This window comes from Roseburia sp. OF03-24 (assembly GCF_003463035.1).
GTDB classification, from domain to species: domain Bacteria; phylum Bacillota; class Clostridia; order Lachnospirales; family Lachnospiraceae; genus Roseburia; species Roseburia rectibacter.
This window is the reverse complement of the sequence record NZ_QSCK01000037.1, coordinates 5,006-18,668: the sequence shown is the minus strand read 5'-3', so window position 1 is coordinate 18,668 and position 13,663 is coordinate 5,006. Positions and strand designations below refer to the sequence as shown.

Here is a 13,663-nt window from a genome sequence, read left to right as displayed (position 1 = left end):
TATTCTTCAAATCATGTCCTCTTTATGTACTGCTTTTTCCACAAAAAAATCTTGAAAAAATAGAAGGCCTGCTCTTTTTTTCTTCTTCTTTTTTGGGAAATCTTTCTTCTTCTGAATAATCCGGTACCCAGTCAACGAAAAAAAATCTGTCATCTACATCTGTTCTGCCATTAAAATGCCTGCACATGTCTTTAATGACTTCCATCATCGCATCTGCCATTTTCTCTGCATCCTGTGCCATGCGGTCACAAAATTCCATTCCACGGTCCGGTCCTTCTTCCCCCCAGATACAGTCATCTCCAAGCACTCTTAATTTATTCAGACGATCCCTCTGATCCTTGACAGTGCTGAAAAAACGGCTCACTAAAACATTATGCTCTTCTTTGTCGGTATAACATAAAAACTCTTCTAACAGTGTACCTTCCGAAAATCCGATCTCGTAATAATCATTATAAAAGCGGCATATCCGCTCTGCCGTTTTACGGAACAAAATCCCGCTCTGCTGTGGTTCCTTCCAGTAGTGCTTTTCTGCTTCCACAAGCTCTTTGTAAATTTCATCGTACGCAGTCTTGATTTTCGGATCTTTTATCTCACATTCCATCATAAAGTCAAAATTCATTTCTGTCTTCCTCCGCAAAGTTCACTCCAGATCACATTCTTTAAACGTCTTGTCAATGATGTCGTTCCCGCATCCTTAAGCTGCATGGTAAGCAGCATCGTAAGACCGTCTTTTGGGCTGTTGCAGAAATATGCCCCAAGCCATCCATCCCAGCCATATTCTCCTATTGAAGTAAACAGTGGGGATTTTCCAGGGTCTTTCTGGATTCTCAATAAATTGGCATAGGTATATCCGCGAATCCCCTCCCAGCACTGATCTAATACTTCCTGCTGCCAAGGCATTAATGATCCATTTGTCATATATCGTACTGTCTGCGTTTTTAATATCTGTTTTCCCTGATAAGAGCCATCCTGCATTAACATTGACGCAAACTTCGCATAATCATCTAACGTTGAAACCAGTCCTGCGCCACCCGATTCAAATGCCGGTTCCTGTTTCATTGCATTCATGATACCAAGATGATCTTCCGTATAAAGTTTTAGTCCATCTTCCGTCCTCTGGTACACTTTTGCAAGACGGTTCTGTTTCTCCTGCGGCACATAAAATGCAGTGTCTTTCATGCCAAGCGGCTCAAAAAATTCTTCTTTTAAAAATTCTCCAAAAGACTTTCCACTGATCACTTCAATGACTGCTCCAAGTACATCTGCAGATGTACCATACTGAAAACTTTCTCCAGGCTGGAACTGAAGCGGTATCAGACCAAGACGGTTTGCAATCTCCTGCGTAGTCAGCGCATCTTCCAGATATAAATGTTCTTTGATCCGGTCAAAAAGTTTTTCCGTCTCCATGGAACAGACGCTCGTGATATCTCCACCATACATCAGACCTGATGTCATATTGAGCAGATCACAGATTCTGACCGGTTTCTCCGCCGGAACCAGTTTTCCTCCTTCTGCAACGATCGCATTGTGAAATCCCGGCAGAAATTCTTCCACAAAAGCTCCCGGATCAAGAAGCCCCCGCTCCATTAAAAGCATGGCAGCAGCAGATGTAACCGGTTTTGACATGGAATAAAGCCGTACTATGGTATCACGTTCATATTTTCTGCCTGCTTTAATGTCTGCATGTCCGCCTGCTGCAAATGCCTTTTCCTTTCCATCCTGTATGACCAGAATATTCGCTCCGGCAATCTCCTTTTTTTCTACTGATTTTTCAATCAGTTGTTCCAGTTTCTGACTTAATTCCATTGAAGTTTCCCCATTTCCACACATACTGCTGTAAAAAATCCGATAAATCATATCGTGCTGTTAACGCACTGACAACCGCTGCCATTCACACATACTGTATACACATCAGATCAATATTTCCCTTAACACTTTCTCATCTGCAGTGACAGATCCCTGAATCATTGCCGCACTTCCGCCACCTCGTGCACCGGTTTTTTCGCGGAGCAGGGCGGCAATCTCCCTGCAGTCCTTTGTTTTACTTCCGATGATAAAATTATAACCACCGTCTTCTTTTTCCACAAAAATACCGCAGATCCCGTCATGTGCTTCCACAAGCCCATTGATGGCATTACGCATGACCGGTGTATCAAGATCTGTCTCAAACAAAAGTACATTTTCCTGTTCTGCTGGAATCTCTTTGATCTTCTGATCAATGAGTTTCTGCTTTGCCTGTGCCAGTTTGTATTTCAGATCCTGGTTGGACTGTTTTAATTTTTCCACAAGCTGTGGAAGCAGCTCCTGATTCGCAGAAAGTGTACCGGAAATTGCTGAAATGATCTGTGATTTTTTCTGTTCCTCCTCTAAGGCACGAAAACCGCTTAAAATACTGATTCTGACACCACCTTTATAATTAGAAAGGCTCTGTACATTGAGTGTTCCGATCTCACCTGTACGCTTTACATGCGGTGCACAGCAGGCACAGACGTCCACGCCGGGGATCGTCACGATACGCACCTGTCCCTCGATCTCGATCTTACTGCGGTAATCAAGTGCTGCAAGTTCTTCTTTTGCCGGATAAGTAATTTCCACAGGGAGATTTTTTACGATCACATCATTGACTGCCGTCTCTATCTCTTTGACCTCATCTGCGGTCAGGACACCATTAAAATCCATTGTAACTATATTGTCGCTTAAATGAAATCCGACATTGTCATATCCAAATCTGCTGTGTACGATCCCGGAAAATATATGCTCACCGGAATGCTGCTGCATATTGTTAAAACGATGTGTCCAGTCAATCTTTCCATGTACATTTTCATCAACAGCAAGCGGTTCTTTTAAACTGTGTGTGACCACATCTTTTTTGATCTGTACATCAGTCACCTCTATGCCGTTTATCGTTCCTTTATCAGGACTCTGACCGCCTTCTTCCGGGAAGAAAAGTGTCCTGTCCAATACAACATGGTAACCACTCTCATCTTTATCATGATATGCCTCACAGGATAAAACTTTTGCATCGAACTCTACTGCATATGCATCCTGATCGTATAATTTTTCTGTCATATTCTTCCTCTTTTCTACTACAATACTGGTGTAAAATCCTCGGTGTCTCCGCAGAAAAGTCCGCCTAAAGAAGCCACGATCTTTTGCATTGCATTCTTTGCGATATCAAATTCTTCCGGTTTTATGGTAACAAGAAATACACACTCACATCCATGTTCTTTCGCAAATGCCGCTGTGATCTCATCTTTTGCCGGAATCTCTGTCTGTTCAATATCAAGCGTTGCTCCATCACTTAATCCTACTTCCAATACACCAGCATTCTCCCAGATCTCTACCTCATAAGATGCTGTTATTGTATCATCATTTGCATTTGTAAGCACATCAAAAATATGACGTACTGTCACATTTTCAGGTGCAAAATATAACCAATCGCCCGGCATATGATTGTTTTCTTTTTTGCTTTTCTTTGGTTTGCTCTGCTGTTTCATCGGATTTTCCTCCGTTTTCTTACTCTGCGCTTCGGGTAAACAGTAACATTCTGTACTTTAGTATAGCATAATCTGACATTTTTTCTACTGACATTTCTATATTTTTCTTATATAATTATAGATAATAAATATCATATATCCGGGAGCGGGCACTCCCCTTATATGAAACATACAGGAGGCACACAGTATGGAAGCATCAAACGTTTATTTTACATCTTTTAAAGCAACAGAGCATGAAAATCTGCTCCAGAAATTACACCGTCTTATGAAAACAGCCGGTTTTGAAACGATCGATTTTACTGACAAATACGCAGCGATCAAAATACATTTCGGTGAATATGGCAATCTTGCATTTCTTCGTCCGAATTATGCCAGAGTCGTTGCCGATTATGTCAAGGAACTAGGTGGAAAACCTTTCCTCACTGACTGCAATACTTTATATGTCGGCAGCCGTAAAAATGCCTTAGACCATCTTGAGACAGCTTATGTCAATGGATTTTCCCCTTACCAGACCGGATGCCATGTCATCATCGGTGACGGCTTAAAAGGTACGGATGAGACGATCGTTCCGATCAACGGTGAATATGTCAAAGAAGCAAAGATCGGACATGCCATCATGGATGCAGATGTTTTTATTTCCCTGACGCATTTCAAAGGCCACGAGATGGCAGGTTTTGGCGGTGCACTCAAAAACATCGGCATGGGATGTGGTTCAAGAGCCGGAAAAATGGAGCAGCACTGCGATGGCAAACCAAGTGTAGACCAGTCCTTATGTGTCGGATGTGGTGCCTGCAGCCGGATCTGTGCGCACGGTGCACCACAGTTTAAAGATCATAAAGCATCGATCGATCATGATAAATGTGTCGGATGCGGGCGCTGCTTAGCTGTATGTCCGAAGGATGCGATCGCTGCTGATTACAATGATTCCATCGCCATGCTCAACTATAAGATGGCAGAATACAGTTTAGCTGTCTGCAAAGACCGTCCGTGTTTCCATGTTTCACTGATCTGCGACGTTTCACCCAATTGTGACTGTCATGCAGAAAACGATATTCCGATCATTCCAAATGTCGGTATGTTAGCATCTTTCGATCCGGTCGCACTTGACGTTGCCTGTGCTGATCTGTGCAACCAGATGACTCCGGTGGAAAACAGTGTCCTTGGTGAAAATATAAAAGTTCATGGCAATGAGGAAGATCACGATCATTTCCATATGACACATCCGGATACGGAGTGGAGAAGCTGCATTTCTCATGCAGTGAAGATTGGACTGGGACGTGACCAGTATAAGCTGATTACGCTTTAGTGCATTTGAAATTGATATTCAGCCTAATGACCTGCCAGAATTTTTATCTGCCACATTGCATTACACGAATCATTTCACAGACTGCCAAACCAATAATACGAAATATTTTAAATTTTTCCATAATCACCACAATTTGTTTATTTCGACAGTTTTGAAATGAACACCATAAAAATTTACATACCGCCAAGGGTGTAAAATGAGTTCCCCGGCGAAGGGTGGTTCATAACTTAGCGGCTGGCAAATTGCATCAAGCCAGGATTCGTTTTGTGACTTTGGGAGAAAATTAGGCAATCTTAGTCTGCCTGTTCACGATACAGTGTTGTGCTGCCACGGATGGCAGCACAAGTCTTAATGCCCCTGGACGGGGCGTTTAAGACGCACACGTCACTCCGCCACAATCTAATCAGGCATACTTAGATTGCCTTATTTTCGGACAACGGAACAAAACAGTCCCGGCTTGATGCAATTTGCCTTCACAAAACCTCGAAACCACCCTTTGCCGGGGAATTAATGATACCCACAAACCATCATTTTTCAGTAAGATTATGTTATAGAACATCAAGCTATACTTTCAAAAAAAGCTACCGCAATTTATGCGATAGCTTTTTTCATCATATCATAAATCAAACTTATACTTCTGACTCTTTTGCATTATCCAACGCGATCAGTTTGGAAATGATCTCCTCACAGATCTGCGTGACATTTTTTCCATCAGTGGCAACTGTAATATCTGCAACAGCCTCATAACGGTCTTTTCGTTTGTCCATCAGGCTGCTGATAAACTCAACATTCATGTTATTGTTCAGGATCGGGCGTTCATCACTGTCTTTGACACGCTCATAGATCGTCTCAGGTTTTGCAGTCAGAAGTACGACACGTCCATTCTTTTTCATGTGATCGGTATTCTCTTCTCTCATGACAACACCACCACCACAGGAAACGATCGTCTGTTTTCTCTTCTGCATTTCGATTAAAGTATTACTCTCTAAGTTACGGAAATATGCCTCACCGTATTCATCAAAGATCTCAGAAATGGACATACCCTGTTTTTCTACGATCATCTGATCCATCTCCACACGATCCATTTCAAGTTTATCTTTCAGCTCACCGGCGATCGTACTCTTTCCTGCTCCCATGAATCCGATCAGGAAAATATTGTAATCAAACAGGCTCTTTGCCTGAATACGTCGGCTGTTTTTCATGATATATTTGAAAATATCAAGAATCTCTTCCTCAAACTCATTATCACCAAGTTTGTTCTTTAATGCGTCTGTCTGCTTCTTTTCCTGTTCCGGCTGTAAGATTGGAATACCGGTTGCTTTCTTATAAGAAATGATTTCCTGTATATATGACATTCGAACCGCAAGCTGTTCGATGATAATATCATCACATTCTCCAATTTTATCACGGATTGCTTCTATCTTATCCATTATAATTTACCTGCACTTTCCTCTTTATTCTATAAAAAGCATTATAACAAGATACCTTGCATTCCGCAAGCAAAATATTTTAACACTTTAAAGTATTTATGTTTTAAAGTGTATGATATCATTTTTTACAGCTTTTTATTCAATCACATCTTTCATATCACCAAGATATGCATCAATCAGATCTTCAGAAACATTGTTTTCAATCGACTCATACACAGGTTTACAAAGTTCCCGGATCTGGCTATACATCTCATCACTCAGTGAAATGATCTTTGTACCGCTCTCTTCAATTGTCTGGATACGGGATGCGATACGCTCATCCGACTGCTCTCTGGCATATTCTTTTGCCGTCTCCGCAGCTTCCCGGATAATCTCCTGCTGTTCATCTGTTAAACCCTCAAAAAACTCATCACTGACGATCAGTGAGATCAGGTGTGGCAGATGGTTTGTCTCAACAACATAGTCCTGCTGTTCATACAACTTATTAGAAACAATAACCTCGTATGGATTTTCCTGCGCATCAATGGTTCCCTGCTGCAACCCGATATAAACCTCTGAAAATGTCATCGGTGTCGGACTTGCACCAAGCGCTTTCCAGTAAGCCATATGATAGGAGTTTTCCATGGTACGGATTTTCTGTCCCTTAAAATCAGAAATAGACTGTACATTACGGTTTGTCGTCATGACACGGAATCCCTGATCGGCATATCCCAAAAGAACATATCCTGCATCTCCATATACCTGCTGCATCATAGAAAGGAAGTCAGGGTTATCCACATGTTCCCGCACTTCATCGATGGTTTCAAACACTGCCGGCATATCAAATACTGCAACATCCGGCATAAAAGTTACCTGCGGTGCCGTGTTCTGTACCACAAAAGGAATATCCCCTTCTTTACAGGATTCTAATAATTCCCTGTCTCCGCCAAGTACACTGTTTGGATAAACAGAAATCAGCATAGTTCCATCACTTAAGCGTTCCACTTCCTCAGCAAATTTCTCCGCATAGATCTGTGTGACTGTATCCTCCGGACTCGAACTTCCAAGCGGCCATGCATACCGTTGTACTCTCACCTGATCCTGTGCGTCTTTATTTCCGCAGCCGCTCATCAAAAGTACCGCACCTGCAAGCACTCCGCACACTATTTTTTCCTTATATTTTTTCAATTATTTGCCCTCCTTTTAAAGCAGACAAAGACTGATTGCCGGAATAAATGCGATCAAAAGCAGTGCAAGCAGGAAATATCCGATCATTGGCATTGCTTTTTTTGCGATCTGCATCATCGGCACATTCGTAAGCGAACTTGCCACAAACAGATTGACACCGACCGGAGGTGTAACAAATCCAACTGCAAGGTTTACGATCATCATGACACCAAAGTGGATCGGATTCATTCCAACATGCTGCACGATCGGCAGTAAGATCGGGCTTAAGATCAGAATCGCCGGAGTCGTATCCATGACCATACCAACGATCAAGAGTACCACATTGATCACAAGAAGCAGTACGATCTCATTTGAAAAATGTGTCATGATCCATGCGCTGACATCCTGCGGAACCTGCATCAGCGTAAGTACACGCGAAAATGCCGTCGATGTTGCAAGGATAAATAAGATCGGTGCATAGGTCTTCATCGCCTCCACCATAATGCCCCAGATCTGTTTTACTTTAATGGACTTATAAATAAACAGACTGACAAATAAAGAATAAAATACAGAAATGACAGCCGCCTCTGTCGGTGATGCCACACCGGTATAAATACAGCCAAGTACGATCACCGGACTGAGCAGTGCCCAGATGCTCTCTTTTAAAATATTGAAGAAACCTTTTTCTTTGAGCTGATTCATTTTTGCCTGGATCTTTTCTCTGTCTTCTCCATGATGGCGGCAGTAATAATATGCGTAAAAGATCAGCAGTGCACTGATCATCATGCCCGGTACGATACCTGCCAAAAACAGGTCACTGACCGATTCACCGGTTGCCATCGCATACATGATAAACGGGATACTCGGCGGGATGATAACGCCAAGACCGCCCGCCACCGCAACGATCGCCGTGGAAAAATCCTTTTCATAACCAAGTTCGATCAAAAGCGGGATCGTCATACTTCCGACCGCAGCAACGGTCGCCGGTGCAGAACCTGAAATTGCTCCATAAAACAGACAGGTAATAATCACTGCACATGGAATCCCCGCTCTTTTATTTCCAAGGAAATATACAAATACATCAAATAATTTTTCTGAAATCTTGCCGTGTGCCATGAGGATTCCCGCAAGCACAAACATCGGCACTGCAAGTAACGGGAAACTGTCAATTCCTCCGACCATGGAACGGATGACATATCCTGCACTTGCCGTAAAAGAAGCATCAAATGCTCCCGGCAGTACAGCTACAATTCCAAGTGAAATAGAGATCGGAATTGCAATGATAAGACATATGGCAAAAATAATAAAAACAACAACTGCTGACATCTATTTCTCCTTTCCCACTGCAGAATGTGAATCATCTGTATTTACATGATCCGGCTGTTCCGGAGCCTCAATCACTGCTTCCTCGATCACGGACGCGATATTACCCTCTTCTAATGGCTTCTTTTCTTTTCCAAGCAAAATACGCCACTCACCAAACCAGCGCTGCACGATACGGAATGCGGTCAGAATAAAGCAGAAAAACGGGGCCGACTGTACATAATACATTGGCAGTCCACATGCCGGGCTGACCTGTCCACTCTCGATCGTTGCCTTTAAATACAGGAAGGAGAACGGTATCAGATAAATAAAAAATACAAATTCTACGGTCAGATTTGTGATTTTAAAAATAGTTTTTCCACGTTTTGGGAACATTTTGATAAACTGATCCACCTTGATAGAAATGCATTTTCTGGTACAGAGACTCACACTTAAAAATGCAGACCATATAAACAGATATCTTGTGATCTCCTCTGACCACGAAAGCGATACTCCAAGAATATATCTGGAAAATACCTGACATCCCATGATCAGCGTCATAGCCGCTAACATGAGAACCATCAGAATTTCTTCAAGACTTTCGTCTATGACATGAATAAATTTTTTCATGCAGCCTTTTCTCCTTCCTTCGTATAACTTCTCTTTATCAATATACAAAATCATTCATTTGTAATAAACGATTTTATACTTATTATTATATCTTATCAGATTTCTCTGTTTTTTCTAATGCAATTCTAACAAAAACCGGATGTCAAAAAACTCCATTCGACATCCGGTTTTGTTTTCTTATGAGAATTGTCTCGATACGGGACATCCATTTTTATGGCTATTCTTACATACTCTCATGAATCAGATTTAAAATTGTATTTAAGTCTGCTGCATTCATCTGACCCGGTGCAGATGCTTTTCCAACTGCTCCAAAAGTCAGTGCAGAACCGAATACTTCACCACAGAGACGGCTGATCAGACCAGTTCCTGCCATAGACATGGTGATGATCGGTCTGTCTGCATATTCAGATACCATCTCTTCTGTTGCTGCAAGAAGTGTTAAAACATCTTTTTTATTCTGCGGCATTACTGCGATCTTCGGAATATCTGCGTCTAAATCCTGCATTTTGCGGAGACGTCCTACGATATCATCTTTATCCGGTGTCTTGTCAAAGTCATGATTGGAAGCAACAACTGCCACACCAGCTTCATGTGCAGCTTTAATGATCTCTTTCACATAAGAATCACCTGTGAAAGCCTCCACATCAACCAGATCAACCAGCCCTGTTGCTGCTGCTTTTTTATTTAATTCTACATAAACATCTGGCTCGATCGCTTTCTCGCCACCCTCTTTAGAGGTACGGAAAGTGAACAGGATCGGTGTATTGCCAAGTGCCGGACGAAGATCTTTTAATACGTCCTCGACCTGTGCAAAATCAAACACACCGTCAAACCAGTCAACACGCCACTCAACAACATCCATTTTTACATCTGCAAAAGATTTTGCTGCTGCAAGAATCTCTTCTTTTGTTTTACCAACAATCGGTACACAGATCTTCGGCACGCCTTCACCGATTCTGACACCGCGGACTTCTACATAGTTGCTCATATGAATCCTCCATTCCTGTGTGTAAAAATCTCTTATATGATTCTTCACACGAATCTTTTTTAATTATCTGCTTTTGCCTGCACAACCATACTTGTATAACGAAGATTTACAAATAATCCAAGTAATACACCTACTGCTGTTAATACGATATTCATAACCATAACCTGTGAAGGCTGCATCTTTGATGCTGCTGTCAGGATCGTATAATTACACAGTGAGGAAGCGATCATAACAAGTGCCGTTACCGTTCCCTTGATTTTCGGGAAAAGCATGTTGCAGACTGATGTAGCGATCTGAAGCAGTCCGCCTGCGCCTGCCCAGCCGATCAGGAATGCACCTGCGATCATAAGAGGCTGGCTCTTTCCAACTAATACAACAATTAATGTAGCAAGACAGATTACCGGATAGATCACGATAAATCTGACATCTTTAATTTTTCTTGTTAATATTGCTGTTACGATAAGTGCAAGCATTGTTCCTGCGGAATAGTAAGTCTGCATGATGGAAGGATCTGTCCAGCCCACATTCTCTTTTGCAAAGTTCTGCGCACAGTTTAACCAGAGCTGGAATGTACCGGTACAGGTAAAACCGATCAGGATCATTGCAACAGACTCGATGGAAAAATGTGTATGTTTTAAGCTGGCGATCAGTCCTTCTTTTTCTCCCGCTGCCTTCTGATCCGCATCCGGAAGAGGGAAAAGCATTACTAATACTAATAATACAATATAAATGATACCACATCCAAAGAATAATGTGTTATAAGATGTAAGACCTGCTGCTGTTGTTGCTACCGTTACGCCAAGTACGAACGGCAGGATCATCTGTGCGATCGCAATGAAGAATTTAATTCCCATTGTTGCAACACCCGGTGCCTTGTAAATGATCTCACCTACAGCCGGGTAAATTCCGGTATCAAGGAAAGAGTTGGCAATACCTCCGATGATGGCACAGATATATGCGATCTGATATCCACCATTTGTTCCTGCATTAAATGCAAGCGCAAGACCGATCAGATATACTGCATAAGAACCGCTTCCGATTGCAGTAGAGATACGACGTCCTAACTTATCAGAAAGAGGACCTGCAAATGGAAGTGCGATCAGTCTTCCCAGTCCAAGTGCGGCAGAAATAGCTGTGATCGCCATAGCTTCCACACCCCAGGATGCAGCAAGAGCTTCCTTGATCACTGCCTGTCCTAAAATAGAACATCCGACACCATGGATAAAATAATTTAAATAAAGAATCAGTGCGCTCGGTAAATATTTTTTATTCATTGATTTTCTCCTCAATTTGAGTTGTGATGCAACGGCATTTTTTCATACCGCCGCATGTGACTGGGGGATTTTATTCGTATTTGATGTTTAATACTTCTTTCATGTGCTCGATCGGCATATCTTTTCCAGTCCAGAGTTTAAATGCTGCTGCTCCCTGGAATAACATCATGCCAAGACCGTTCATTGTCTTACATCCAACTTCTTTTGCCATGGAACGCATCTTTGTCTCAAGCGGAGAATAAGGTACGTCTACAACGATCAGTTCCGGACGGAAGAAAGATTTATCAGGAACAACGGACATTCCCTCTAACGGTTTCATACCAACACCTGTTCCGTTTACGAAGATGTAAGAATCTGCCATCTCTTCTCTTAATTTCTCTTTGTCGTCTAAATCATAAAGAGTAGCTTTGCAGTTTGTTCTCTCATTGATCTTCTTAACAGTTGCCTCTGCGTTCTCCCAGAATTTATCATGAATATTGAAGATAGAGATTTCTTTTACGCCATCTAATGCAGCCTGGATCTCGATTGCTGTTGCAGCTCCGCCGGCACCTGCGATGGTCATTTTCTTTCCGATCACGTCGATGTCGTTGTCTTTTAATGCCTGCATAAATCCGATACCATCTGTGATATGTCCTGTTAATACACCGTTGTCATTAACGATCGTATTTACAGCTCCGCAAAGCTCTGCAGCCGGTGATAATTTATCAAGATACTGACCAACAACTGTTTTGTTTGGCATAGATACGTTAGAACCAACCATCTTTAATGCGCGAAGACCTTTGATCGCATCCTCTAAGGTACTGTTGTCAACCTCGAATGCAAGGTAAGCATAGTCAAGTCCTAAATATGCAAATGCCTCATTGTGCATTGCCGGTGAACTTGAATGTCTGATTGGGTAAGCCATTAATCCGATAAGCTCTGTGTGACCTGTGATTCTCTCTGCCATAGTAGTGTTCTCCTTTTTCTTTTTTGTTTGATTTTCTTATTTAGTTTCATGTTTTTAACATTACCTGCCCGCTTTGTTAAAAACTTAACAACCTCTGATGTAATTATTATACAACGCTTTTTTCAATACATCCAATGCCAATTTCATGCTTTTTTAATAGTTTTAATGTACTAATCATGATATAATGTGTACAAAAACAATGGTTTTATTTTGTAATCCATAGATATTATCTATCATTTATAAGGAGATCTATACATGACACTTAATCAATTGAGTTATTTTTACCAAGCAGCCGTCCTTCAGCACTTCAACCAGGCAGCAGAAAAAATGAATATTTCAGAACCAAGTTTAAGCCGTTCCATTGCTGCTTTAGAAAATGAACTTGGTATCACACTTTTTGAAAAACGCGGGCGAAATGTCACGCTCACAAAAGCCGGGGAGATTTTTTTAGAGCATGTCACGCAGATTTTAGATGATGTTACACGCGCCTCAAATAAAATGCAGCAGATTGCAACAAACGGTGGACATATTGATATAGCTTATGTTTCCCCGCTTGCCCGTGAATTTATTCCAAATACGGTACGCGCTTTTCTTTCCTTAGAGCAGAATAAAAATATTACGTTTCATTTTTTTCAGGATATTACTTCCATGAATATAGAAGGTCTGAAGAAAGGTTCTTATGATCTGATCTTTGGTTCCTACTCTGCGAATGAACCAAATATTGAGTTTATACCTATTATAAAGCAGGACCTTGTGGCAATCCTTCCCATAGGACATCCTCTCGGTAAAAAAGCTGAAATTGAAGCCGGGGATTTCGAAAAATACCCGGTGCTTGGATACGCAAGACATTCCGGTCTTGGCAAATACACACGTAACTTTTTTAATGACCACGGAGTGATCCCGAATTTTATCTGCGAGTCTCCGGATGAAAACGGAATTGCCTCACTTGTGGCAAAAAACTTTGGGATTGCTCTCGTTGCCGATGTTGATACGATTCACAGGGATGATATCTGCATCAGGCCGCTCATTTCACAGGAAACTTTTTCACACACGGTATATATGGGATATATGCGGGGAAAATATCAACTGCCGGCTGTGCAGAGATTTATCCAGTTTGTACGGAAATCATTCCATTGATAATGCA

At 41.8% G+C, this 13,663-nt stretch carries 13 protein-coding genes; 2 read left to right on the top strand and 11 right to left on the bottom strand.

Annotated features, from left to right (window positions below):
- Nucleotides 1-22 precede the first annotated feature (22 nt).
- From DXA60_RS16025 to DXA60_RS16010, 4 genes are all read right to left on the bottom strand, one after another.
- Nucleotides 23-619 (bottom strand): hypothetical protein, encoded by a 597-nt coding sequence (locus tag DXA60_RS16025; RefSeq protein WP_117922325.1) that lies wholly within the window; start codon nt 617-619, stop codon nt 23-25.
- The gene (locus DXA60_RS16020) at nt 616-1,806 is read right to left on the bottom strand and encodes a serine hydrolase domain-containing protein (protein ID WP_117922324.1); all 1,191 of its coding nucleotides are present in this window, start codon (nt 1,804-1,806) and stop codon (nt 616-618) included. Before DXA60_RS16020 ends, DXA60_RS16025 begins: the two co-directional genes overlap by 4 nt.
- Nucleotides 1,807-1,911: 105 nt before the next feature.
- Complete coding sequence (locus DXA60_RS16015; protein WP_117922323.1) at nt 1,912-3,069, bottom strand: alanyl-tRNA editing protein; 1,158 nt, start codon at nt 3,067-3,069, stop codon at nt 1,912-1,914.
- A 17-nt stretch (nt 3,070-3,086) separates the two neighbouring features.
- A complete protein-coding gene (locus DXA60_RS16010) occupies nt 3,087-3,497 on the bottom strand; it encodes a hypothetical protein (protein ID WP_117922322.1) in 411 nt (136 codons plus the stop codon).
- Nucleotides 3,498-3,684: 187 nt separating this feature from the next.
- On the opposite strand from DXA60_RS16010, the gene DXA60_RS16005 reads away from it, so the two are divergent.
- Nucleotides 3,685-4,803 carry a DUF362 domain-containing protein gene (locus DXA60_RS16005; protein ID WP_117922321.1) on the top strand — a complete coding sequence of 373 codons (1,119 nt, stop codon included), beginning with the start codon at nt 3,685-3,687 and terminating at the stop codon, nt 4,801-4,803.
- Between the two features lie 629 nt (nt 4,804-5,432).
- Here DXA60_RS16005 and DXA60_RS16000 read toward each other — a convergent pair.
- From DXA60_RS16000 to DXA60_RS15970, 7 genes are all read right to left on the bottom strand, one after another.
- Nucleotides 5,433-6,233 carry a shikimate kinase gene (locus DXA60_RS16000; protein ID WP_117922320.1) on the bottom strand — a complete coding sequence of 267 codons (801 nt, stop codon included), beginning with the start codon at nt 6,231-6,233 and terminating at the stop codon, nt 5,433-5,435.
- Nucleotides 6,234-6,368: 135 nt separating this feature from the next.
- Entirely contained in the window at nt 6,369-7,400 is a 1,032-nt protein-coding gene (locus DXA60_RS15995) for a TRAP transporter substrate-binding protein (protein ID WP_117922319.1), read from the bottom strand.
- A gap of 15 nt (nt 7,401-7,415) precedes the next feature.
- Nucleotides 7,416-8,705 (bottom strand): TRAP transporter large permease, encoded by a 1,290-nt coding sequence (locus DXA60_RS15990; RefSeq protein ID WP_117922318.1) that lies wholly within the window; start codon nt 8,703-8,705, stop codon nt 7,416-7,418.
- Complete coding sequence (locus DXA60_RS15985; protein WP_117922317.1) at nt 8,706-9,311, bottom strand: TRAP transporter small permease; 606 nt, start codon at nt 9,309-9,311, stop codon at nt 8,706-8,708.
- A 223-nt stretch (nt 9,312-9,534) separates the two neighbouring features.
- Nucleotides 9,535-10,299, bottom strand: a complete 765-nt coding sequence (aroD, locus tag DXA60_RS15980) for a type I 3-dehydroquinate dehydratase (protein WP_117922316.1) — start codon at nt 10,297-10,299, stop codon at nt 9,535-9,537.
- Nucleotides 10,300-10,358: 59 nt separating this feature from the next.
- A complete protein-coding gene (locus DXA60_RS15975) occupies nt 10,359-11,573 on the bottom strand; it encodes an MFS transporter (protein WP_117922315.1) in 1,215 nt (404 codons plus the stop codon).
- 70 nt (nt 11,574-11,643) lie between these two features.
- Nucleotides 11,644-12,519, bottom strand: coding sequence for a shikimate dehydrogenase (locus tag DXA60_RS15970; RefSeq protein WP_117922314.1), 876 nt, complete (start codon nt 12,517-12,519; stop codon nt 11,644-11,646).
- 255 nt (nt 12,520-12,774) lie between these two features.
- Here DXA60_RS15970 and DXA60_RS15965 point away from each other — a divergent pair, with 255 nt between their 5' ends.
- Nucleotides 12,775-13,656: a LysR family transcriptional regulator gene (locus DXA60_RS15965; RefSeq protein WP_117922313.1), complete on the top strand. Its 882-nt coding sequence runs from the start codon at nt 12,775-12,777 to the stop codon at nt 13,654-13,656.
- The last annotated feature ends 7 nt before the right edge of the window (nt 13,657-13,663 follow it).